The organism is Phycisphaerae bacterium, assembly GCA_035275405.1.
Lineage (GTDB): Bacteria > Planctomycetota > Phycisphaerae > UBA1845 > UTPLA1 > DATEMU01.
Genome location: DATEMU010000015.1, coordinates 351710 through 377748, shown reverse-complemented (window position 1 = coordinate 377748; position 26039 = coordinate 351710). Strand labels below are relative to the sequence as shown.

Genomic DNA, 26039 nt, shown 5'->3' with positions numbered 1-26039 from the left:
CTCCAAACTCGAACCCCCGCGACTCACGCGGGACGCCGCTGAAGCCCGCCGACTGCAACCGGCGGGCTTCTTTTTTCGCCTCATGGCCGGTGTGCTATCATCCGCGGTTGGAGGATCGAATGCACAAACGACCGCTGGTTCGAAGTCTCGCCGTATTCCTTGCGATGGGAGTCTGCACCGCGTGCCTCGCGGATGATTGGCCCGAATGGCGCGGACCGGCGCGCGACGGAGTCTGGCGCGAAACGGGCATCATCAAGAAGTTCGATAAGCCACAGCTCGACATCGTCTGGCGGCAGAAGATCGCGAGCGGCTACAGCGGCCCGACCGTCGCCAACGGCCGCGTGTATGTCACGGACCGCATCGTCGAGCCCAAGCAGATTGAGCGCGTACATTGCTTCGACGTGAAAACCGGCAAGCCGCTCTGGTCACACACCTACGATTGTCCGTACAAGGGCGTAGGCTACGACGCCGGGCCGCGGGCCTCGGTGCTCATTGACGGCGGGCGGGCTTATTCGCTGGGGGCCATGGGCCTCTTCATCTGCTTCGATGCCGCGAGCGGAAAAATCATCTGGCAAAAGGACCTGAACAGCGAATACAAGATTCGCATGCCCATCTGGGGCATCTCCGCCGCCCCGCTTATTGAAGGTGACCTGATCATCACGCAGCTCGGCGGCGAGGGAGATCACTGCCTCGTCGCGTTCGACAAGGCCTCCGGTTCCGAACGCTGGCACACCCTGAATGACAACGCATCCTATTCCGCGCCGATCGTCATCGAGCAGGCCGGTCGGCGCATCATGGTCTGTTACACCGGCGACAACGTGGTCGGCGTTGACCCGACAAATGGCCGGGTCCATTGGAAGGTGCCGTTTCCCCCGAAGCAAATGGTCATCGGCATCGCCACGCCGGTCCATCACAACGGCATGGTTTTCGTGAGCAACTTCTTCGACGGATCGATGCTGATCAAGCTCGACGCCAGAAAGCTCGCCGCCGAAAAGGTCTGGCATCGCGTCGGCGAAAGCGAAAAGAAGACCGATGGTCTGCACTCGATCATCTCCACGCCGTACCTTGCCGGCGACTACATCTACGGCGTAGACAGCTACGGCGAACTCCGCTGCCTGAAGCTCATGACCGGCGATCGCGTCTGGGAGAGCGACCAGGCCGTGCCGCGCGAGCGCTGGGCGACGATTCACTTCGTCAAACATGACGACGATGTGTGGATGTTCAACGAAAAGGGTGAACTGATCATCAGCAGACTGTCGCCGGAGGGTTTCGAGGAGATCAGCCGCGCGAAGCTCATCAAACCGACGACCCCGCAGCTCCCGTCCCGCCGCGGAGGCGTCTGCTGGGCGCATCCGGCCTTTGCCGATCGGCATGTCTTCGCCCGAAACGATGAAGAGATCGTCTGCGCGAGCCTCTCGGCACTCTAATTTCAGTTCGACAGGCCCTCACAGCATCGGGCTCGCCAGCCGCGCCAGCCCCGCCGCCATCGTCTGCCAGTGATTCCAACCCTCCACGTCCTTGACGCTCACCCGGCGGGCCTTTTCGCGCAGGCTCTCGAAGTCCGCCTGCACCTGTTCCGCGACTTCCGCATCATAAATCAGGCTCGTCACCTCGAAGTTGAGCTTGAAGCTGCGGATATCCATGTTGGCCGACCCGACCATCGCCCAGCGCTTGTCAATGACCGCGACCTTCGAGTGGAGCATCCCGTCGGCGTATTCGTAGATCTCCACGCCGGCCTCCAGCAGTTCGTGATAGAAGCTCCGCCCTGCCCACATCAGAAACCAATGATCCGACTTACTCGGCAGGAGCAGCCGCACGCGCACACCCCGCCACGCCGCCGAGGCCAGGGAGAGCGCAATCGCGTCGTCGGGCACAAAATACGGCGTCACCAGCGAGACCGTGTGCCGCGCGTCATTCACCGCGGCATTGAGCAACTGGTACATGACGTTCGGCCGCCGGTCAGGGCCGCTGGCCACGATCTGCACGAGCTTATCGCCGGCGGGCGTGGGATCGGGAAAATACCGGTCCGCCGCGAGTTTCTCGCCCGTCGCGAAATGCCAGTCCTCCACGAAGATCTCCTGCATGGAAGAGACCGCCGGCCCTACGATTTTCAAATGCGTGTCCCGCCAGGGACCGAGCTTCTTCAGCCGGCCCAAATACACATCGCCGATATTCTGGCTCCCCGCAAATCCGACGCGGCCGTCGACGATGATCAGCTTGCGGTGGTTTCGAAAGTTGACGTGCAGTCTGCGGCCGGTAAGTCCCCACGGCAGGAAATACGCCACTTTGATCCCCTCGCGGCGCATCTCCCGGACAAACGACCGCGGCAGCCTCCAATTCCCCATCGCATCGAGGAGAACCCGTACTTCCACGCCCTGCCTGGCTTTTTTGACCAACAAGTCACGCACCGCGCGTCCGGTCTCGTCGGCGAAGAAAATGTAATACTCCAGGTGAATGTGCGACTGTGCCGCCTCGATCGCGAGGCTCATGGACAGAAACAGTGCTTCGGCATCGTGATAAACAACGACGTCGTTGCCCCGCATGACGACCGATTCACTGACTCGTGTCGCCAGGCGGATCAACGACCGCTGCGAGGGGTCCAATTCCGCCAGGTCCATCGCGTCGAACGGCCGCACCCATTTCTCGCGGCGCTGGCTCAACTCCGGCTCGATCATCCCCCGCCGCCGCTGCCGCCGCTTGACCCGCCGCTGGATCGGCATCCGACCGATGACCAGAAACAGGAAGAGCCCGATGAAGGGGAGAAAAACCAGCGCTAGAATCCACGCCATCATCCCCCGCGGTTCGCGCCGCGCCCGCAGCAGGTGGACGACGGCAACGGCCACCGCGAGATAATTGACGAGGTAAAGAACGGTCCAGAGGTGGTCAAAGATCATGAGCCGTCCCTGCTGTCCGAATGGAAAGCGGGTGCAACTTCACGCCTACGATCGGCCTTTGTCAATGCCCGGGGAGGTGATCGACCATCTGGTCAATCTCCCCCTCGGTGTTGTAGAAATGCGGGCTGGCGCGGAGCCGGCCCTCGCGCGCGGCGATGACCGTGCGGTATTCCTGCCGCAGATGCGACACGATCCGCGCATGGTCGTGCGTCGCGGAGACGAACGAGACAATCCCGCTGGCCTCTCCCGGCTCGCGGGGGCTGACCACGCGGTATCCTTTGAGCCGCACTCCCTCGGTCAATCGATCCGTCAACGTGCGCACGCGTTCCCAGATCTTGTCGATGCCCATTTCCAGGAGCCACTCGATCGAGGCCCCAAGGCCCCAGATCCCTGCGAGGTTGTAGCTGCCGCCGTCGAAGCGCCGCGCGTCGTCGCGAAAATCCAGCCGATAGTCGCCGTGGTTCATCGCGTCCTTCACGCCCAGCCAGCCGATGCTCGTCGGGCGCAGCAGGCCCAGCAACTCGTGGCGGCAATAAAACAGCCCCGCCCCCTCCGGACCGAGCAGCCATTTGTGGCCATCGGCGCTAAGAAAATCGATCTTCATCGCCCGCACGTCGATCGGCATGACTCCGAGGGCCTGAATCGCATCCACGCAGAACAACACGCCCCGTTCCTGACAGATGCTGCCCAGCGCCGCCAGATCCGCCCGAAACCCGCTGGCATACTGCACCGCTGAAATCGTCACCACGCGCGTCCGGTCGTCGATCAGCTCCACCAGTCGCTCGAGCGGCACGCGGCCCGCGTCCTCCGGCGCCATCTTGAGCTGCACGCCCAGCGAGCGCAGGTTCATCCAGGGATAGATGTTGGCGGGAAACTCCACGCCGCTGGTCACGACGTTGTCGCCCTTCGACCACGTCAGACCGTTGGCCACGTAGGACAACCCTTCACTGGTGTTCTTGACGAACGTGATTTCTTCGGAATGGCAGTTCAGCAGTTTCCCCGCGAGCTGCCGTACGCGCTTGGACTCCGGGTAGAGCCCGCCGCGCGAATAGGCGTGACTCTCGGCCTCCTCGATGAAGCGCCGCATCGCCGCCGCCGCACGCCCGGAGATCGGCGCCACGGCCGCATGATCCATAAAGTTGTACTGGCGAGTGATCGGCATCTCTTCGCGCAGTTGGTTGACGTTCATCCCGCCGATACCTCCGGCTTGCACCTAATCCCGAATATCAGGCAAGCGCGTATGCAAAATTCCCCCGCAGGGCCTCCGGCCCGGGAGCCTCGCTCCTGTCTATTATACGCTGAGAAAACCGCCGGCAGGGAGAATCGTCAACGGCCGCCTGACTAAAAATTGAAACGGGTGACGATGACCGGCATCGGCGAGTACGCCCCGGCGAGCCTTCCTGCTGCTCTATTGGAGCATGCATCAAAAACTCGGACGCCGCTCCATACGGGGCTCCAGCAGCCACCAAAGGCCCAAAATCCCCGCCACGAGCAGCAGCGTCCCGGGTTCCGGGACGTTGGCCGGCGTCTCCGCCGCGGAGGCATCGGGCTGTTCTTCGGCTAACTCAACCGTCAGGGCCTCGAAACCCGGCACGCTCGTCGGAAGACCGTTCTGCATGAAGCCCAGCGGGTCGTTGAGAAACGCCGCCTGGAACATCTGCGTCATCAGAAACGACATATCCTCGTCACTGACCCGTTCCCCGGCCTCCAGTGACGCCAGTAGTTCATCCACGGTCTTGCCCCTGGAGGACGTGGCCGCAGAGACGACTCGCGGCGTGACCGCCTCGTCCGGATTTCCCAGCCCCTGCGCCAGACCGGCGAACGCGTCCATCAGGATATGTCCGGAAACGTTGACGGGCCCGGTATCAAAATCCGTGACCTGTTCGTCGTGAACCCCAAAACCATCAGCGGTATAGGAACCGATGTTCATCACCCGCATCTGAAGATCGTAAAACCCCAGCGCGTTGACCGTCCCCTCCGTATTCACAAGGACGTTTCCCGTCCACTCGAAACTCTGCACTCCGGCGTCAAATGTCACGGTGTAATTGATTGGAACGGGAATAAAAGCGGTCTGACCGCTGAATTGGTCGAAAGCGCGCTGACCGGTCTGTGATTCGAAAAAAACCTCCGGGATGAGCGTCGTTGTATAGCCGACGCGATTGTGCATGCCGACGGGCTGGGAAGTTGAGAGCACGTTTGGATCGCTGCCGAGCTGAATCTTGAACGGCCCAAGATCGAGGGTATTCGGGTTGTTGAACGAATCGGTCCCGAAGAAGTGAAACTGCTCGTAGGTCCAACCTTGCCCCGCCCGGTTGAACTCGACCCGCTGATCGAAAATGTTGTTATCGAAGAGCGGGCCATTCTGGGGACTCGAAAGAAAATTATGGTTGCCGGTATAAACCGCGCCGCGAAAGAGGGTTCGCTGCAAACCGCCGAACTGCGCCCGCGCCGGCTCACCCGACGCGGCCACCGCGAACGTAACAAATACCAGGATCCTGATCCGCTGAAGCTGCATGGTCGACTGCCTCCGTGATCCGCGGCCGGACGAACCCGGTGTCGCGATCGATTGAGCGGCCTGATCAACGGAGTCCCGCCGGCGTTTATGCCAGACCAGTCTCCACGAACCCCAGGCTCGCCGTAATCAAATATCGGTCGGCGTCGCGAGGCGATTCAGCGCAGAATAACTGTTTTGAGATGAGCGATTTGCGGCGCGGGAGAGTCCAATAACGTTTAGGACTTTCCTATCAGTCCAAATAACGCCGCGGACGTGCGCATGCCGGCCTCGAAATCGCGAATATGAAAGAACTCGTTCGGCGAATGGGCGTTGCAGTTTGGCTGGCAGTAGCCCAGCATGAGGCTGTCCGCGCCCAAAACTGCCTTGAGCATCGGCAAGATCGGCAGGGTGCCCCCCTCCCGGATGAGAACAGGCTCCTTGCTGAATCCCATCTTCACCGCCTGGCGCGAGGCGATCATTCCGGGCGAGTTTACGTCCGCAAGGTAGGGATCAGCCGCCGCATGTGACTTGATCTCGCACTTCACCGTATCCGGCACGCGTTTTCGAACGGTCTCCTCGAACAGCCGGTCAATCTCGGCCGCCTGCTGATTGGGCACAATCCGCATGGAAATCTTGGCCCCCGCGAACGACGGGATGATCGTGCTCGACCCCTCTTTCATATACCCCCCAAAGATGCCGTTCACGTCGAGCGTCGGACGCGACCAGCGGCATTGCAGCGCATCGTACCCCTTTTCGGTATAGGTCTTTGGGCTGCCGACGTCCTTGAGAAACTCGGCCTCGTTGTACGGCAGCGAGCGCATCATCTTGACCTCTTCCGCCGTCATGTCCTTCACGCGATCGTAGAAGCCGGGAATGTTCACGCGACCGTCCGCATCCTTGAAGCTCGCGATGAGTTTCGCCAGCTCGACCGCCGGATTCGCCACCGCCCCACCGTACGAGCCGCTGTGCAGATCTTTCTTCGGACCGGTCAGTATGACTTCCTTGTAAACCAGACCCTTCGTCGCCGAGGTGACCGCCGGGACGTCGATGCCGAACTGCGCCGTATCGTGAATGACGACGTAGTCGCACGCGAGACGATCCTTGTGCTTCTTCACGAGGTCCGCCAGGTTCGGCGAACCCACCTCTTCCTCGCCTTCGATGCAGAATTTCACGTTGATGGGCAGCGCTCCAGCCGTTTTCATCCAGGCTTCCGCCGCCAGGATAGCGCAGAACATCTGCCCCTTGTCGTCCGCCGACCCGCGGCAAATGATCATTCCGTCCTTGACGATCGGCTCGAACGGACCGGTATGCCAGAGCTTGAGATCTCCTTCCGGTTGCACGTCGTAGTGGCCGTAGACAAGCAGCGTCGGGCGCCCCGGCTTTTGTTCGCCCTGGGCAAACACGGCGGGCCACCCCGCGGTCTCGACGATCTCCGCGGTGAGTCCAGCCGCCTTGCAGCGCTGCGAGACCCACTCCGCCGCCTTGCGAATGTCTCCGGCATGGTCCTTTTGTGCCGAGATGCTTGGGATCTTAAGAAAGTCGAACAACTCGCCCTGAAATCGGCCCTTGTTCGCCTCCAGATACTGAAACGACTTTTCGATCGCAGCGCTGGACATGACGGAACCCTCCATGTCGGTGTTTACGAAACCATCGGAATTGTCCCCCAACCACCGAGCGTGGGCAAGCCGCGGCGCCGCCCCGTCAGAACGCGTTTTTTTCTTCTGATTTGAGATACTCACGACGGCCGGCAGCGTAATCGTCCGCCGTCGCCGGAAGTCCACTGGTCGAGGCGGCCGCGTCCGGCGCATCCTGGGAGAGCGCACTCTCGTAGATGCGCTTTAGAATGGGAATGCACCACCCGCACCCCGTCCCCGCCCCCAGGCAATTAGACATCTGGCTGGCTCTCTGAGGTCGCTCGCGCCGCGCGAAGTTCGTCAGCTTGCGCAACGAGACGTGGTAACAAAAGCAAATCTGATCGTCCAGGTTCACGTTGGCATTTTAGTGCCACGATCCATAATTTACGCTGGGAAACGGGATTAGCCCCATTGGAAAGCTTGACGCGGGGGTCCCTTTTACGTATAATAGCTGTCCCTATGGGTGAAATGCGCCCAAGGGGAGGAAGCGTGAGGATGAAGAAGCCCCTTTTAGAGTCCATGTCCCTGTTCGCACTCCTCGCCGTATTGGCCTGGGGCGTTGCTCCGGCCCAGGCGACGATCGTCTTTGGACAAATCGACGACTTTGAAGATGCAACGACTCAATCCTGGAGCGGGGGCGCAGGTCCGGCGAATATTCCCACCGGTGGTCCCGCCGGCGTGGGCGACCATTTCCTTCAAATGATCGCCACCGGCGGTAGCGGCCCTGGCAGTCGGCTGGGCTCTTACAACGACAACCAGTGGACCGGCGATTACCTTGCGGCCGGCGTAACCTCCATCGAAGCCGATCTTCGCAACTTCGGCTCCACGGGCGACTTGAGCATTCGGCTGCTCTTCTTCGGCACCGGCGGCAACTTCACCTCCACCATCCCTTTGATAATCCCTAATGATGGCGACTGGCACCATGTCATTTTTGGAATTACGCCGGCGGACCTGACCGCCGTCGACGGCGGCTTCGACGTCAACGCGACGTTGTCCGGAACGAATCGCCTCCTGATCCGACATCAGGTTGGCCCGCCCGGCGGCCAATTCGCCGGAACCTCGATCGACGGCGAAATGGGGATGGACAACATCACGGCGCTTCCTGAGCCAGGGACGCTGAGCCTTTTGGTCTTCGGCATGGCGGCCCTACTTCGCCGTCGGCGTTAATTCTCCCATCCAATCCTTCGAGTCCCTCAGAACCAACCTCGACAATTGCCCGCTGATTGTCGACGCAAAGCGCTAACGGCCGCCCGCCGCCTACGGTTTCCGGCCGATCAACCCGCGTATCCACTACCCAAAAAAAAATACGGAATTATCCCGCTGACTCAGGAAGCCGTTGATTAGCGCCAAGGCGCAATACACGCCCGAAATTACACTAACATAAATGCCTATTGTATAACAGGTTGTAGCTTTTACGCACAATCAATGCCGCCTACGTATTGACACGCGGCAAAGACCTGTCATAATCTTGGCGTTGTCGGAATCGGCCTTTACCAGAGGCCCCGACAGAAAGGACAACGCCAGTGGAAACACATCGCGTCCGAGCCAAGGTCGGTATTCACGAATTCGATGCGGAAGGCGACCGTGAGACAGTAGATCGCCAGTACGCTGAGTTTCTAAAGCGCATTGACGGAGTTGGCTCTACGCCAACTCCGGCCGCACCAGCGGCAAAAATTGAAACACCACCAGCGAATGGTGGAACAAACGCCATCGACGACACGATCATGGCGAGAATCTTCAATCGATCCGGCGACAGCGTATCTCTTAACATCCTTCCACGAACACCACAGATGCAAGCGGATGCCTTGCTCGTACTTCTTTACGGTTTTGAGCGGCTTCTATCAAGGCAGTTTGTCGGTTCATTCCCGCTTATTGCCGCCGCCAGACAGTCCGGAATCCAATTGGATCGCCTTGACCGCGTGATAGATTTCCACGAGCAGTTCATTATCAGCGGCGGATTTGGGCGCGGGAGAAGATACGCGCTGAACAACCAAGGCAAAACGTTTGCAGAGACGGTTATCAAGGGAATGCTTTAAGAAAGTAGGGCTGTGGCGTTACCAGCACCACAGCCCCGAAACCCATTAGCGGACAACGCCAAAAGGGTTGTAGATCAATGAAACACGTGGTACGGGATCAGATTGCTAAGGCCGGGATTAGACGGCCGAACGGTGGGCACACCACAAGAGAGCTTCTCCCTCTCTCGCGGTACGTGGGTCCAAACCGGTCCATCGGGGCGTCCAAAGCCTGCAATCTGGTCTCGTTACCTTTATCTTCAAATCGGAGCGTTCGGGTTGCACCCCAAACGCTCCAGAACCGAGTCAAGACCGCGAAGCCCAGACTCGATCCGCACGGGGATTGTAATTCCCCTCCGGGCTTTCGGTCAAGACAAAACCACCGAAAGGCCCGATCATGTCACGACCGAAGCCCCCCAGCCTTATTGAGTTAGCCGAGAAATACGACACGCGCGAAAAGTGCCTGACGCTATTGGAATCGCTCCGATGGCCGAACGGCCCTAGCTGTGTCCGATGTGGATCGAAATCCGCATATCGGATCGAGGCGCGGCACCTGTATGAGTGCGGAGATTGTTCGCACCAATACAGCGCGACGAGCGGTACGATCATGCACCGCTCGCACCTGCCGTTGTCAAAATGGATTCTCGGTGCGGCTCTACTGTCAAACGCCCGCAAGGGCGTGTCCGCTTGCCAACTTTCGAGAGACCTGCATATCACCTACAAGAGCGCGTGGTATCTCGGAATGAGGCTGCGCCGCGCGATGCGCGAGTACGATTGGCTTACGCGATTCACAGGAATCTGCGAACTGGACGAATGCTACATCGGCGGAAAAGCTCGCAAAACACGTGCACGCGGTGCGAAAAACAAAACGGCCGTGTTTGGAGTTAGGGAGCGATCCGGCGAGGTACGTATCCAGGCGATTCCAAACGTAACCTACAAGACTATCGCCGAAGTGGTGCGGCAATACGTGGATACCAACGCCGAGATGGTAGTGGCTGACCAGTTTCCTAGTTACAACCAACTCGGCGCGGAGTTCACACTGAAGCGCATCAACCACGCTCGCCAATACGTCCGTGGCGAAATCCACACAAACAGCATCGAATCGATTTGGGCTATCCTACAGCGGCAGGTCCACGGGACGCACCACAAGCTATCCCGCCAATACCTGCCGCTGTACCTCAGCGAAATCAGCTATCGATTCAACCATCGCAAAGACCACAACCTATTTCTGGGCGTCTTGAGAAACGTATTGGTAACGGACAGGGAAGTGGCGTAAGAACTACCGGGGCTTCGGCCCCGGTTTCTTATGGCGATTTACCTGAGTGAAGGGGATAATTCCGAAAAAATAAGCCCCGGCCGCGCGTGTCGCGCGACCGGGGCATCCAAGAGCGTTCGCCATCCGACTCACATCGTGCGAATCAGATCGGATCCACAACCCGCACGCGAACGGCGATCGAGTAGGCCCGGCTACCGGGGCAGCCGGCCGAATCCGTGGCCGTCACTGTGAAGTTGTAGGTCCCGCCGACCGCGCTCGTTCCCGAGATCACGCCGCTTGGCGAGAGTGTCATGCCCGGGGGCAGCGCGCCAGCCGTCACCGCGTAACTGTAGGGACCGCTCCCGCCGCCGGCGGTGAGCGTCTTCTCATAGGTGCGATCTACAAACGTCGCTGGCAGCGACGTCGGCGAGAGCGTGATCGTCGCACAGTTAACGGCCAGGGCGTAGGCCCGCTCGCCCGTACAACTGTTGGCATCGGTTGCCGTGATCGTGAAGTTGGCGATCCCGCCGGGACCCGAGGGCGTGCCGGAAAGGACGCCACCGGCCGAGAGCGTCAGACCGGCGGGCAGACTGCCGGTCGTCACGGCGAAGCTGTACGGCCCAGTCCCGCCCGAGGCCGTCACCACCTCGTTGTACGCCCCGCCGGCTGTCGCGTTGGGCAAGGAGGCCGGATCAACCGAGATCGCCGGGCACGATGGCGCGAGGGCCCAGATCTCGACGTCGTCGATGTTCCAACCGGGATAGGTGATGGACGTATCCGTCGTGCCCATGCCCCAGCGAATATAGACCGTGGGTTGGCCATCGGCGACGGCCGCGATGTTGTAAGTCTGGAGCGACCATGAGGACTCGCTCAACGCTCCACCAGTGTGATTCCAAACAGTGGTCCACGTAGACCCATTGTTGGAAACCTCGATATTGGCGTGGTCATAGGTCGCAGATTCGATGCCCAACCAGCGCCGGAACCGAAGTTCGGTCTGCGTCACTCCTGAACAGTCAATAGCTAGAGTTGTGAGGTACTGCACCGGCGACAAGCTATTCGGGTAATCTCCGGTGAGGTTGTAGCCGTAGACGTTGGAGCCGGTAAAGCCGGACGGAGGATCAAAATTGTGGCTTCCACCGCCTGTGGGCTGGCCCCATGCCCATTGTCCGCTCGTGGTCCAACCGGGATTGGTATCCATATTGAACACATGAATCGCCTGCGGGCCACCAACAGTAATGCTGACCGTCGCAATGTTTGAATCAGACATTCCGTCGTTCGCCTTCCACGTGAAACTATCGGGACCGTTGTAGCCCGAGGCAGGCGTATAGCGGACGACGTCTCCTCCGCCGACGAGCGTATAGGGAACGCTTCCGATCACGGTGTATCCCGTCCCGGGATCGCGCAGATTGCCGTGAATGGGCAGTGACACAATGATGAAAGTCAGCGGATCGAGATTGGGATCGCCCGCCACCAGCGTCACATCGGCGGCGGTGTTCACCGGCGTATTGATCGACGAATTGGAGGCCGATGGAGGCAACGGTCCGCACGCCGCCGCCGCTGAAAGATCGGTTTCAAAGAAATCCGGCGAAAGTCCCGTCCCGCCCGACAACCCCGCCAGACCGTCGGCCACAGCGACCGCGAGGTAGGCGATTTGGATACGGCCGTCGAAGTACAGTTCGATTTGGAAAGTATTGGAGTTCGTCGTGCTGTACTCCGGCACGCCCTGCCACGTCACCACGGCCCGATCCGCGAGCTGCTTCCAGCTCACGGTGCCGCCCGTTCCTGGATTGAGATCGTCCCAGACGGCCGCCACACGCCGGGCCGCGAAATGATCGCCCAGCGTCTCGGTATAGTCGTTGTCGCCGGAAACGAACGTGACGTTTCCGTTCGTGTTCACGTAGAAGCTACCGTACGTATCCCCATAGATCGACACGGTATTGCCACCGGTCAGCGTAATGAGCGCGTTGCCGTCATCCGCCGTTCCGGTCCAGCTGGTGATCGGTGTCCCCCCGGTTGGGTCCGTGGGCAACGCTACGATGGGCGCGCCGCACATCGCATAGAAGTCGAAGGATCCATTCGGCGTAAAGAGGACGCTCCGATTGTCCATGTCGTTATCGTTGCCGTCGAAATTCTCGGTGAAGAAATTGGGAATATCCGGCGTCTGAAACGTGTAGCAAGCGCCCGAATTGTCATCCGACGCCGCGTTGGCCGCCTGGTCCGTCGCCTCGACGGAAAAGAAGTACGTCGAATTCTCATCGATGCCGCTAATCACCACGGAATGCGCCGTATGATCGCCGCCTTCTGCCGCAGACGAAGTCAGCGTCCCACAAGTCGTCCCGTAATGAACAACGCCGTTGGCCAGTTCGTCGGTGTCGAAGGTCACCGTCGCCGTGTGCGGGCCAATCGCCGAAACCTGTACGTTGCTGATGATGGGCGGCACGCAATCCACGGTCGCCGTATCCGTCACGACGACATTCAGGCCGCCGAGGCCGTCATCGGCGTCGATGTACGTGGCCGTCACCATGTCGGCATGGGCGATGTGCAGCACCCCGGGGCTGTCCGTTGTCGAGAGACTAATCGAACCCTGGAACGTCGCCGTCTGGGCGCCCGTTTCCGTCAGGAGAACGGTTTCGCCCGCCGGCTCCGTCGTGGAACCAATCGTGACGTTGACAGTCTCAACGACATTGTCATTGGTGTTGAGGTCACAATCGACGACACGGATCGTGGCCGAACTGCTGCACGCATACTTGACACGATCAAGCGTGATCAGGCCCTGCCGCGAGCAGTTCACCAGCAGCGGCGAGGCGCAAACCGAGAACGGCTGCGGGCCCTGCGGCACATTGAATCCCCGCACCTCGACGCGATACACACCCGGCGTAGGGGCATTCACCAAGACCTGCTCGATATTGTCCACGTGATTGGCCTGCGTCTGCACCGCCGGGGCGCTGGGATTGGCCAGACCGCCGAGCGTCCACGGGAAGCGTTGCACGTTGTTCGGATCGAAGACCACGAGGTCGAGATCGTTCACCAGCGCCGGATTGACGTTCGGCGTCCCCGGCACGTCATCCCACGCCAGCGTCACCTTCATGACCGGATCGCCGGGATTCACCACCACCAGCGTATTGTACGAGCCCCCCTGGCTAACCTGGTTCTCGATGAAGTTGCCGTAGTTGTTGCTGCGCATGAAGTCGATGGCCGGCTGCACCCGCACCGAGCCGTAGCCGAACTGGTTGTCCGGACCGACATTGCCGCGATCCACCGCCGTATGCGCCAGCAGGATCTTCAGTGTCGAGTTCCGCATGAAGGGCGTCGCCATCCCGAAGTGCGCCCGATAGTCCTGCATGATGAGCGCCGACAGGCCGCACACCGTGGGGGAGGCCATCGATGTCCCGCAGAACGATCCGTACGCCGTATCGCTCGAAGCCAGACACGATGTCACCCCACCGTCCCCACCGACCTGGCAACCCGGCGCGGACACATCGGGCTTCATGCGATCATCATCCGCCGGGCCCCAACTAGTAAAACTAGTAAGAGAATCGTCGTTGGCGTTCAGCGCCCCAACCGTTATGTGGTTCTTCGCGCACGCCGGCGGCGCGGTCGTATGATACGTCGTGCCGCATGCGCCCGATCCCCGCTCATTGCCATTCGCCCAGATAACCCGGAACGGCGACCCCAATGAACCTCGGACAATGGAATCGATGAGGGCGGAAGTGGTGCCGTAGTCGCCTTCCCATGAACAGGGAAACCCGTTCGGAGCAGTGTTTGTGCCGATCGAGTTGTTGGAAATATGCGCCCCGTCCACGTTAATCGCCGCGTCGTAGTCATGATTTAAGTCGCCGGGGTCCGTATACAGAAAGCCCGCGCTCAGCGACGGACACGTCGTTCCCGATGCGCTTTGCTGGAACCCGTAGGAAATAATGTTGGCGCCCGGGGCCATGCCCTTGTTATTCGCATTGGCCACACCCCCACCCGCGACCGTACCGGCCACGTGAGTGGAGTGATCACTAAGCCCGCTGCACGGGGCTTCGGCCGATCCGATTACGGCGCGCCCCTGAAAATCGACGTGAGTCGTTCGAACACGTCCACCGTCATAAACGAGAACGTTCACCCCCGCGCCGGTCAAACTGTACGGCGGGGCCTGTACCGTGTTCGCCCCCGTCAACGCCCGGTTCTCCGCGTTGACTTCCTGCAAGGCGGGCAACGGCGGCTCGATCCACTCCACGATATCCTCCGCCGCCAATGCAGCGATCATGGCGCTCGGCAACTCGATGACCAACGTATTCACGATTGGAAGCTGCGACTTGACGTTCGCCCCATACTGCCGGGAGACATTCACCGCCTCTGTCGCCAGCGGCACATCCGCATGAAACTTGATATACACCGCCACCATGGCGTCCGCCGCCACCGGCTCCACCGCGCGCGAAACAGACTCCTTTTGGTCGTCGGTCTCCTTCTTCTCCGGCGTGACGATGGCCCAGGCGGGAATATCCCCCATCGCCAATGACGGGTGCAGCTTCCAACTCGGATCGACGGCCGCCACCCGCGAAAAACCCGGGACCGCCGCCAGCCCCGCCGCGTCCAGCGGGCGACCGTTCACTGCCGCGAAGAATGCGTTGTCGCTTAACGGATCAAGGAGCTGAACCCCCGAGGCTTCCAGCTTCGCCCGATCCTCCTCTGTGATCGGTTGGTCAAATTGCACCACCATGTGCCGCGCCCCGACCCCGCGCGTGAGCTCCTCGATCGCGGGACCGATCTGTCCGGCCTGCCGGCGGGCTAACGGCATCGCGCCGTTTCGCCAGCGAATGTCGGCATCCGCGCGGGCAGCGACCGCGCCGACCACAACCAGAGTCACGATCCGGAACACTCGACGAGCGCGCATTTTGAACACGTTATTTTCCTTGATTGAAATGTCTCATGGAGCCCGCCCAGGCGACCTCTCCACCCCAATGTGGATTTGTCCGACTCGCGGTGCACTCCCTCACGCCCCCCCATCGTATCAAATCACCGCGGAAAACTAAAGGGCAACGCGGGGGCGGGCGTCGCCTTTATCCCCAATTCTGCAGTGCGGGTGCGTTGCCACCATCGTTTTGAGGCCGACGTCCCCTTGGTTCGCCTAGGGCTGGGCGAGTAATAGCTCCACGAATTCCTCGAGGTCCAAATCGTCGATTGTGCCATCCGCATGAACATCCGCGGCGCATTTTTCCGCAGCAGTGGCCCCGCCGGGATTAAGCAGTACGTCAGTGAATTTCTGGGCGTCCCCGGCGTCAATCGCCAAATCGAGATTAACGTCCCCGTAGGTCCCGCCGCTGCACGCGCTGGGCGCAAGGGCGAGGATTTCGATGTCATCGATGTTCCAGCCCTGATAGGTCACGGACCCGTCCGTTGTACCCATCCCCCAGCGCAGGAATACCGTCGGCTGATTGTCCGCTACGCCGAGCAGGCTGTATGTCTGAAGCGACCAGGTGGAGTCGTTGATTGCCGTGGTGGCCGTGTGATTCCACACGGTCGTCCAGTTCACCCCGTCGTTCGACACTTGAATGTTCGCGTGATCGAAGTTCGCCGACTCGACGCCCAGCCAGCGCCGATACCGAAGCTGCACGCTGGAGAGGCTCGTGCAATTGATCGCCGTCGTCGTCAACCAGCGCGTAAACAACAGATTATTCGTATAACATCCCGCCAGGTTGTAGCCGTACACAGTGGCCCCGGTGAATCCGCCCGGTGGATCGACACGGCCCGTTCCGCACGGCGGATCGGTGTTCGTTGGTGTGCCAAATGCCCACCCACCGCCATTGGGTCCCGAGCCGCCGCCCGGTCCCGCATCCGCCGTCCAACCCGGGTCGCTATCCAATGGGAAAACATGCACCGGCTGCGCGCCGCCAACCGCGATCGTCACCGTCGCGGTATTCGACTCGTGCGTTCCGTCGCTCACCTTGAATTGGAACCCGTCATTCCCGGAAAAACCGAGGTTGGGCGTGTAGCGCACCCCGTCGCCTCCCCCGATCAGTGCGTACGGCGCGACCATGATCAGCCCGTTATTCAGATCGCGAAGTGATCCGTTCGTTGGCAAAGTCGTGATGAGGTAGTCCAGTGGATCCAGGTTCGGATCGCTGGCCACCAGCGTGATATTCACGAGGGTGTCTGACGGGGTCGACACAGCGCCGTTCACCGCCGTCGGCGCATTCGCTACCACCAGCGAAATATTATCGACAAACCAGTCGTCGAACGCGCCCGAGGTGCCTGAGTTGCGAATCCGAAGGCGGAAGCTCGAATGCATCGCCCCCGCCGGAAGCTGCATATCAACCTGCTGATACGTGGTCATATCCGGAAGCGAGCCCGGATGCCGTTGCAATTCCCTCCAAACACCGAAGCCGTCGAGGTACTCGATGATCAAATCATCGCCGGAATCCGGACTTTCTCCCCCGCCCCTGCACTCGAAGTAGTAGGTGAGGCGCGCGACACCGGCACTCGATAAATCGATCGCATAGGTGCGAATCTCGTCGCCGGCGGCCGGGTCGCCGTTGAACCGTGCCGAAGACGGCTCGCTCGGCTCGGCAATGCCCAGCCCGTCGATCGTCGCGTTGGATATGAATCCCCACTTGCCGGGATCGAAAGTCGTGGTCGGGAACGTGTCGATGAACGGGAGTGTCAACACCGGTTCGACGGTAACCGATACCGTCGCCACATTTGAATCATTCACTCCGTCGTTGACCATAAACGTGAACGGGTCCAGTCCGCCGAAGCCGGTATCGGGCACATAACGGACAAGGTTGCCGTTGGCGGCGAGGGTGTAGGGGACGGTGGTGATGTCCGCCAGGCCGGCGCCCGGATCCTGGATCGTTCCATTGCTGGGCAGCGACGCGATGATATAGGTCAAGGGATCCATGTTGGGATCGCTGGCGATGAGTGTGATGTCCAGGAAGCCGTTGAACGGCGCGGTCACGGCGCTGTTGCTCGCGGTCGGGGCGCTGGCCACTGTCACGCTTACGTCATCGACAAACCAATCGTCGAACGCGCCGGACGTGCCGGTCGTGCGGAAGCGCAGCCGGAAGGCGGGGTGGAAGGCCGATGCCGGCAACAGCACATTGACTGGCTGATAGGTCCCCATATCCGGTTCGGAGCCGAAGTGCTGGTTTACGAGTTCCCAGCTTCCAACGTTGTTATAGAATTCCACGAACAAGTCGTCTCCCGCGTCTGGTGATTCGCCGCCTCCAGCCTGTTGGTAGAAATATATCAGCCGTACGGCCGTTTCGTTCGCCAGATTGATCAGGTGCGTGCGGATTTCGTCGCTGCCGTTGGGATCGGCATTGAGCCGGGCCGAGTTCGGCAGGCTCGGTTCGGCGATTCCGACGCCGTCGATCGTGGCCGTATCGATCAGATGCCACTTCGCCGGATCAAACGTCGTGGTCGGGAACGCATCCGAGAACGGCAACGCCAGTACCGGCTGAACCTGCACGGTAATGGTTGCAAGGTTGGAATCGCCGCCGGTCGGAGGCGTCCCGCCGTCGTTGACCTTGAATTGGAAGGGATCGGTCGTCGGCGCCGCGCCGGAGTGATAACGGACCTGATTGCCCCCGCCAAAGAGCGTGTAGGGCAAGTCTCCGGGTGTAATCGAGTAGCTGTTGCCGACGTCTTCCAAAGGTGCGAGGGGTAACGACGTAATGATGTAGCTCAGCGGACCGGGGACGCCGTCGTCGCCGGCAACCAACGTAATGTCGGTCGCGATACTGACGGGGGTTTCAATGGTCCGACTCGCCGCGGCCGGCGGCTGCGGACCACAGCTGGGGGCCAATGCCGACAAGTCCATTTCAGCGTAATCGGGAGGAATGCCACCGCCCCCCGACAGGCCGGTGATGCCGTCGGTGAGGTCCACCCTCAGGAAACTCAATCTTAGCCGGCCGTCGAAAAACATCTCCACCTGAAGCGTGTTTGTATTCGCGGTCAAAGCTTCCGGGACGTTCTCCCAGGTGACGACCGCGCGATCGGCGAGTTCCTTCCATGACACGGTTCCGCCCAGCGCCGGATTCAGGTTGGCAAACAGGGCGGAGATCCGAGCCGTATCGAAGTGATCCCCGACCGTCGGCGACGAGTCGGTATCTCCCGCCGTAAACGTGATATAGCCATTACTGCCGATGAAAAAGCTGGCGTAGTTTACGCCATAGAGCGAAACCTGGTTGGCACCGGTCAACACCACGTTGGCGTTCGCGTTGTCTGCTAGTGTCAAAGCGGTGCCACCGGCCGGGTCCGTCGGCAGTACGCTGATCGAAGTTGAGCACAGCGAGTAGAAGTCGATCGACGCGTTCGGCGTGAACAGAAGCGACGTATCGTCGAGGTCAAAATCGCCCGCCGTGAATTCCTCGGTAAAGGAGTCCGGAATCTCCGGCGTAGTAAACGCGTAACAGCCGCCGGCGTTGTCGTCTGTGGCGGAGTTCGTGGCCGGATCGACGGCGTCGATCGCAAAGAAATACTGCGTATCGTCCAGGAGACCCTGGAGCACGAGAGTGTGCGACGTGCCAAAGGCGGATTCCAAGACCGACTGGGTCAGCGAGGTGCAACTCGTCCCGTAGCGAACGGTGCCCTGCGCCGCTTCGTCCGTTGTGAACGTCACGGTCGCCGTGTGCGGGCCGAGGTTCGATGTCTGAACATTGGAAATGACAGGCGGCTGGCAATCGACCGCCGACGTGTCGGTCACAACCACGTTGATCCCACCCAACCCGTCGTCCGCGTCGGTGTACGTCGCCGTCACCGTATCGCCATGGGCCACTTGCAGGACGCCGGAGGAATCCGTTGAGTCCAACGAAATCGCACCTTCGAACGCCGCCGTCTGCGCCCCGGTCTCGGTCAAGAGGACCGTCTCGCCTCCCGGCTCGGTTGTCGAATCGACCGTCACGTTAACCGTCTCGACGACGTTATCATCGGTGTTGAGGTCGCAGTCGACGACTCGAATCGTGGCGCTTGCGGTGCACGTGTATTGATTCCGATCGAGAGCAATTAACCCCTGCTGGGAGCAGTTCACCAACAACGGCGACGCACAAATCGAAAACGGCTGCGGACCCTGCGGCACGTTGAATCCATGCACCTCGACGCGGTACACGCCCGGGATCGGCGCATTCACCAGCACCTGCTCGATATTGTCCACGTGATTAGCCTGCGTCTGCACCGCCGGGGCGCTGGGATTGGCCAGACCGCCGAGCGTCCAGGGAAATCGCTGCACGTTGTTCGGATCGAACACGACGAGGTCGAGGTCGTTCACCAGCGCCGGACTGACGTTCGGCGTCCCCGGAACGTCATCCCAGGCCAGCGTGACCTTCATCACTGGATCGCCGGGATTCACCACCACCAGCGTATTGTACGAGCCCCCCTGGCTGATCTGGTTCTCGAGGAAGTTCCCATAGTTATTGCTCCGCATGAAGTCGATGGCGGGCTGCACGCGCACCGAGCCATAGCCGAACTGATTGTCCGGACCGACATTGCCGCGATCCACCGCCGTATGCGCCAGGAGGATCTTCAGCGTCGAGTTCCGCATGAACGGCGTGGCCATCCCGAAGTGCGCCCGATAGTCCTGCATGATGAGCGCCGACAAGCCGCACACCGTGGGGGAGGCCATCGACGTACCGCACGATGACCCATAAGAGGTGTCGCTGGTACTGGTGCAGGAAGTCACCCCTCCATCCCCTCCCGCCTGACACCCCGGCGCTGAGACGTCGGGCTTCATGCGATCGTCATCCGCCGGACCCCAACTCGAGAAACTGGTCATCGAGTCGTCGTTCGCATTGGTCGCCCCGACGGTGATATGGTTCTTCGCACACGCCGGCGGCGCGGTCTTGTGATAGCCCGCCGGAACGTTCGGGTTCGGGTCGTTACAGGTCGAGGTTTGCCGTTCGTTCCCGTTGGCCCAGATCACCCGAAAGGGCGTCCCCAGCCCCCCGCGGACAATCGAGTCGATGAGCGTGTCGGTTACGCCGTAATCACCTTCCCATGAACAGGGATACCCGTTCGGCGCCGTGTTTGTGCCGATCGAGTTGTTGGAAATATGCGCCCCGTCCGCGTTGATCGCCGCGTTGTAGTCATGGTTCAAGTCGCCGGGGTTGGTATAAAGGAACCCCTGACTCAACGGCGGACAACCGGTCCCCGATGCATCCTGATCAAAGCCATATGAAATGATGTTCACACCTGGGGCCATGCCCTTGTTGTTCGCATTGGCCACGCCCGCGCCACCGACCGTGCCGGCGACGTGAGTCGAGTGACTGCTAATGGTGCTGCAAGTCGCTTCTGCCGAACCGATCACGGCGCGGCCTTGAAAATCGACGTGCGTAGTACGCACTCGCCCGCCGTCATAGATCAAGACATTTACACCCGCGCCGGTGAGGCTGTAAGGCGGTGCCTGTACCGTGTTGGCCCCGGTCAGCGCCCGGTTTTCGGCGTTAATCTCCTGAAGCGCCGGAAGCGGCGGTTCCATCCATTCCACCGCGTCTTCCGCCACGAGCATCATCAACATTGATTGAGGAAGTTCGATCACGAGCGTGTTGACGAGCGACAGGGATGACTTCACGTTGGCCCCATACTGCCTGCAGATATCCACCGCCTCCGTCGCGAGGGGCACATCCGGATGAAACTTCACCAGGACGGCCACGATCGGATCGGCCGGCAGAGGACCCTCGCGCGACGAACCCGCTTCGCCTTCGTCGAGTTCCTCCGGGGCCTGGATCGCCCATTTCGGAATCTCACCGATCGACAGAGATGGATGCAGCTTCCAACTCGGGTCGACGACCGTGACGCGCGAAAAGCCCGGCACTGCGGCAAGGGCTGCCGCATCGAGGCGACTGCGATCGACCGAGGCAAAGAACGCGTTATCCCCCAGGAAGTCCAGCAGGCGAATTCCCGCCGCCGCCAGCGTCGTCTTGTCGTTATCCGTGATGGGCTCATCGAATTGCACGACGATATGGCGCGCGCCGCCCCCTCGCGTGATCTCTTCGATCGCCATACCGATTTGGCCTGGTTGGCGCCGCGGAATTGGCGCCGATCCATTGCGCCAGCGAACGTCGCCGGCAGCCACACTCGACAGGACCGCCATCCCCATCAGCCATGAAGCGAGGAAAACGACGCGCGAAGACATCTTGGTCACTTCAAATCCTCCCGAACCGGACTTTCTTGGTCGGCGTTATCGGGCATTGTACCCTGAAGTTAACGCAAACAATAACGGAATTTGATGGGTGGAGGTTGCCGGCACGCGGCGGTGCCGAAACTGGGCCGGTTACTTGAGCAGCTCGCCGGCCAGGAACTCGACGTCCTGCAAGTTGACAATGCCGTCCACGACCAGGTCAGAAGCGCATTGTTCGTGAACACCCGGCCCCGGGGGGTTGAGTAAGACCTCGACAAATGCCGCCACGTCCCGGCCATCGACGACTCCGTTCAAATCCGCGTCCCCCGGTATTACTTCGTTGCACGGACCCGGCGGGATGCCCCAGATTTCGATGTCGTCGAGATTCCATCCGCAGGAAGTTCCCGAAGCGTCCGTCGGGCCCAGACCCCATCGCACTCGCACTCCGGTCTTCCCGTCCGCCAATCCGGAGATGTCCAGATCCACGAGCGTCCAGCTCGTATCGCCGATCGCGGTCCCAACGTGCTGCCATTCGGGCGTCCAGGGATTTTGGCTGGTCGCCACTTCAACCTTCGCCTGATCTCCGCTCGACGCCTGGATGCCCAGCCAGCGTCGGAAGCGAACGCGCGTTCCTGCCAGCGTCGAACAGTCCATGACCGACGTCGTCAGGAATTGGGGCGATCCAATATTGTTCGAATAGGCGCCGGCAAGGTTGAACCCAAAAACATTGGAGCCGGTCCATGCAGTGGCAGGATCACCGCTCAATCCCAGCGGCGGTCCAAACCCCCAGGCGCCCTGGACCGTCCAGCCCGGGTTGGAGTTCAGCGGAAACTGATAAGCAGGTTGCCGTGTCCCCACCAGGACGCGAACCGCCGCCTCATTGGATACAAAGTAGGCATCCGCCGCCTGAAAGCTGAACGCGTCCCCGCCGGCAAACCCGGAATACCCTGCATAATGGACCTCGCGGCCGCCCGCCGCCAGTTCGTAGGGGACGCTTTCAATCGGCCCGGACAGGGGATCGCTCAATCGTCCATGCGTCGGTAATGACGTGACAATATAAGTAAGCGTGCTGTCGTTCTCGTCGGTCGCCGTTAGCATCACCGCGGCGGACGCGTTCATGGGCGTCTCGGCGGTCTCCTCCAACGCCATTGGCGCTTCCTCGTTGCACGGAATGATCGCAGAAAGGTCGGACTCGTAATAATCCGGCGACAAGCCCGAGCCGGCTGAAAGCCCGACCAGCCCGTCAAAGGCGTCGAGGTTCAGCAGGGTGATTTGAATCCGACCGTCAAAGTAAAGCTCCGCCTGAAACGTGTTGGAGTTGAAACCGAACCACTCGGGGACATTGAGCCAGGTGACGGCCACGCGGTCGGCGAGCTGTATCCAACTCACGGAGCCGCCCATGGTCGGATCCAAATCGTCAAAGAAGGCCGAGATCCTCGGAAACAGGAAATGTTTCTCCGTCGTCTCCAGGAACCAGGTATCCGGAGTGCCGAACACGATGTAACCGTTGGGGCTGACATGGAACGTCGTGTACGCCTGGCCGTACAGCCAGACGCTCGCCCCGCCGCCAACGTTGATCGTAACGGGAGGGCCGTCGTCCGGCATGGCCAGGACCGTTCCGCCCGTGGGATTCGTCGGGAGAATGGTGATCGGCTCGACACAGGCCGTGTAGAAATCCGCCGAGCCGTCCGGCGTGAACAGGATCGAGCGCATTTCCAGATCGTTGTCGTCGCTCTCGAATATCTCCGTGAAAAATTCCGGCACGACCGGCGTCGTGAACGACAGGCACGATTCGTCGCTGGGCACGACGCTGAAATTTCCCGCCTCGTCCATGATCCAGACCACATAATAGTACGTTGTTGTCTCGACCAGGTCTTTTAGATTGATCGTATGCTGCGTGCGAATCCCGCCGGAGGACGCCACGCTGCTCAGCGCCTCGCAATCCGTCCCATACAGGAGCGACGCATAAACGGGTTCATCCGTATCGAAGGTGATTGTCGCGCGCCGCGGACCCAGCGAGGCCACTTGTAGATTGTTCGTCGCCGGCCCCTGGCAATCGACGTTCGCGGAATCACTGACCATAACGTTGCTGCCGCCCTCCCCATCATCGGCATCGACATAGCTGGCCGCGACAGAATCGCCGTGCGTCACTAGAAGTTCGGCCCCTGGCTCGCCGGACAACAATCGCCAGACCTCAACCAACTCGGGGTCCCCTTCGACGACTTCGGGGATCAGAAACTCCGTCCCACGCTCCATCCGGGGACTTAACGTTTCGGTCAGTTGCACCGTCCCCGTGAACGTCGCGCTGTCTGCCGCGGACTCCGTCAATTGCACCATCGATCCGATCGGGTTCGTTCCCGACGCCACGTGCGCGGTGGTCGTCTCCACAGTTTGGTCGTTCGCGTTCAGGTCGCAATCGACGACCTGCACGGTAAGGCTGTCGAAGCAGGAATAGGTGGAACGGCCGATCGCCAGGCTTCCCCTGCTCGAACACGGGGCGAGCCTCGGGGAGGCGCACAACGAAAAGGTCTGAGGACCCATTGGCAGGGTAAAGCCCGTAACTTCAATCCGATAGACACCCGGCGCCGGCCCATCAATGACCACCTGTTCCATGTTGTTGAGGTGATCGGCCTGGATGCGTATCGCCGGCGCCGCGGGATTCGCCGCATCGAGGGTCCAGGGAAAATGAACGCCGTCGGTCGGATCGTAGACGCGCAGCTCCAGGTCGTTGACCAGCGTCGTAACGACGTTGGGCGCCGCCGGCGCATCGTCCCAGGCCAGCGTCACCCTTAGGGGAGCCTCGCCATCGATCACCGTCACGCTCGCCTGATACACCGATCCCAGTTCCAACGACCCTTCCACAAAATATCCGCTGCGGAGCTGCTCGATCGCGGGGACCACGCGAACCGATCCATACCCGAATTGATAATCCGGGCCCGTATTACCAAGATCGATTGCGGTATGCGCCAGCACGGCCTTCAACGTCGCGCTGCGAAAATCCGGCCGCTCCGGGTACTGCGCGCGATAGTCCTCCAACAGGAGGGCGCCCAGACCGGTGACCGTCGGCGCCGCCATGGACGTTCCGCAGAAAACCGAATAGGCCACGTCGCTTGACCCCGACGTCGAGGTGACGCCGTTATCGCCGCCGACCTCGCACCCCGGCGCGCAGATGTCCGGCTTCAACCGCCCGTCGTCGGTGGGCCCCCAGCCGGAAAAGCTGGTCATGGAATCGTCGTTGGAATTGACGGCCCCCACGCAGAGCGCATTCTTTGAGCCCGAAGGTGGCGCAATGGTTCCGTACAGCGCCCCACACCGCGAAGGGAACTTCCTCTCATTCCCCGCTGCCCAGACGATCGGCAGAGGAGTGCCCAGCGAGCCCCGCGCAATGGCGTCAATGACCGACGAGGTCAACCCGTAATTCCCTTCCCACTCACATGGAAAACCGTTGACCGCCACGTTAGTCCCGATCGAGTTATTGGCGAGGTTGGCCCCGTGCGAATTAATCGCGTCGCCGTAGTCCGCTTCGAGATCGCCGGGGTCGGTATAAAGAAATCCGGGCGCCGGTCCACCGGACTGCTCAAACCCATACGATTCAATCTGCACGCCGGGCGCCATTCCGCGGTGAAGTCCCCCGCTGGCCGCGCCGCTGCCCCCCAGCGTCCCCGCCACATGCGTGGAATGTTCGTAAAGCGGTGCGCCGTCTCTGATCGAAAGTCGTCCCCCGAAATCAACATGACTGGCCCGCGCCGTCCCGGAGTCGTAAACCAGGGCGGTGACGCCGGCGCCGGTCAGTCCGTAGGGCGGAGCCTGTGCGGTGTTGGCCCCAACTCGCGCACGAATCCCGTTATTGGTCGGGCCCAGGCGCGGCAGCGGCGGCTCGATCCATTCAACAATGTCTTCCTCCGCCAGCACGGCGACATTGGCCAGCGGCATCTCCACGACCAATCCGTTGATCGTCGACAGGTAGGAGCGGATCTTCGCTCCATGGCGGCGACAGGCCTCAACCCCCTCTACCTCCAGTCGAACATCGGGATGCAACTTGACGTAAGCGGCGATCGTAAGTCCCGCTCCCGCTTCCGTTTTCTCGATCGCTCCAACCTTTGCAGTGGGCCCGTTTCGACCAACGATCGCCCAGGGGGGCACGCGATCCGCCGTCAAATCGGGATGTAGTTTCCAGCTCGACGAGATGGCAACCACATTCTTGACGCTTTGAGAATTTGCCAGTCGTTCGGCGTTCTGAGGAGTCGCCCGTAGTGTCGCAAAATAGGCGTCGTCACCGACATAGTCGAGGAGAACCAGGCCATCGGCCGCCAATTGGGCGGCAAGCGCGCGCGGTGCAGGCCCGTCCAATTTGACCAGGACATGGCGATCCGTTTCGTTTGTCGCCAACGCTTGAATGGAAGAGTGAATCTGATCGCGCGTCGCCGCCGGTACCGACGTTGATCCGCTGTGCCATCGAACCTGTGAGCGAGCAGGCGAAGGCGCACTCAAAGCCAACGCCCACAAGGCGAGCGCAGAACCCAGGAACCCGCGAGCCACGTGCCTCTTCCTTCCCCTCGTGCGGGCGTTCCATCGCCCCGTACAACACGACCTGACATCCGCTACCTGCAGCCGGCACCGGCGGTATCCGAGCAGGCCGTATTATACCTCCG

The 26039-nt window shown here is 60.9% G+C and carries 12 protein-coding genes; 4 read left to right on the top strand and 8 right to left on the bottom strand.

Annotation, left to right across the window (positions count from 1 at the left end):
• Positions 1-119 precede the first annotated feature (119 nt).
• Complete coding sequence (locus VJZ71_19300) at positions 120-1427, top strand: PQQ-binding-like beta-propeller repeat protein (protein ID HKQ50230.1); 1308 nt, start codon at positions 120-122, stop codon at positions 1425-1427.
• Between the two features lie 18 nt (positions 1428-1445).
• On the opposite strand, the gene cls is transcribed toward VJZ71_19300, so the two are convergent.
• The 5 genes from cls to VJZ71_19275 all read right to left on the bottom strand — a co-directional run bounded on the left by cls (position 1446) and on the right by VJZ71_19275 (position 7377).
• Complete coding sequence (cls, locus tag VJZ71_19295) at positions 1446-2894, bottom strand: cardiolipin synthase (GenBank protein HKQ50229.1); 1449 nt, start codon at positions 2892-2894, stop codon at positions 1446-1448.
• A 61-nt stretch (positions 2895-2955) separates the two neighbouring features.
• Positions 2956-4083 (bottom strand): aminotransferase class V-fold PLP-dependent enzyme, encoded by a 1128-nt coding sequence (locus VJZ71_19290; GenBank protein HKQ50228.1) that lies wholly within the window; start codon positions 4081-4083, stop codon positions 2956-2958.
• A gap of 234 nt (positions 4084-4317) precedes the next feature.
• Positions 4318-5409 (bottom strand): hypothetical protein, encoded by a 1092-nt coding sequence (locus VJZ71_19285; protein HKQ50227.1) that lies wholly within the window; start codon positions 5407-5409, stop codon positions 4318-4320.
• Between the two features lie 215 nt (positions 5410-5624).
• Positions 5625-7004 carry a dipeptidase gene (locus VJZ71_19280; GenBank protein HKQ50226.1) on the bottom strand — a complete coding sequence of 460 codons (1380 nt, stop codon included), beginning with the start codon at positions 7002-7004 and terminating at the stop codon, positions 5625-5627.
• 85 nt (positions 7005-7089) lie between these two features.
• A complete protein-coding gene (locus tag VJZ71_19275; protein ID HKQ50225.1) occupies positions 7090-7377 on the bottom strand; it encodes a (2Fe-2S)-binding protein in 288 nt (95 codons plus the stop codon).
• 140 nt (positions 7378-7517) lie between these two features.
• On the opposite strand from VJZ71_19275, the gene VJZ71_19270 reads away from it, so the two are divergent.
• The 3 genes from VJZ71_19270 to VJZ71_19260 all read left to right on the top strand — a co-directional run bounded on the left by VJZ71_19270 (position 7518) and on the right by VJZ71_19260 (position 10310).
• On the top strand, positions 7518-8189 hold the full coding sequence (locus VJZ71_19270; protein ID HKQ50224.1) for a PEP-CTERM sorting domain-containing protein: 672 nt from the start codon (positions 7518-7520) through the stop codon (positions 8187-8189).
• Positions 8190-8545: 356 nt separating this feature from the next.
• Positions 8546-9058, top strand: a complete 513-nt coding sequence (locus tag VJZ71_19265) for a hypothetical protein (protein HKQ50223.1) — start codon at positions 8546-8548, stop codon at positions 9056-9058.
• A 373-nt stretch (positions 9059-9431) separates the two neighbouring features.
• Positions 9432-10310 carry an IS1595 family transposase gene (locus tag VJZ71_19260; protein HKQ50222.1) on the top strand — a complete coding sequence of 293 codons (879 nt, stop codon included), beginning with the start codon at positions 9432-9434 and terminating at the stop codon, positions 10308-10310.
• Between the two features lie 142 nt (positions 10311-10452).
• Here VJZ71_19260 and VJZ71_19255 read toward each other — a convergent pair whose 3' ends face one another.
• The 3 genes from VJZ71_19255 to VJZ71_19245 form a co-directional block, all read right to left on the bottom strand.
• Entirely contained in the window at positions 10453-15141 is a 4689-nt protein-coding gene (locus VJZ71_19255; protein ID HKQ50221.1) for a S8 family serine peptidase, read from the bottom strand.
• 261 nt (positions 15142-15402) lie between these two features.
• Positions 15403-21402, bottom strand: coding sequence for a S8 family serine peptidase (locus tag VJZ71_19250; GenBank protein ID HKQ50220.1), 6000 nt, complete (start codon positions 21400-21402; stop codon positions 15403-15405).
• A gap of 138 nt (positions 21403-21540) precedes the next feature.
• Positions 21541-25926 (bottom strand): S8 family serine peptidase, encoded by a 4386-nt coding sequence (locus VJZ71_19245; GenBank protein ID HKQ50219.1) that lies wholly within the window; start codon positions 25924-25926, stop codon positions 21541-21543.
• Between the last annotated feature and the right edge of the window lie 113 nt (positions 25927-26039).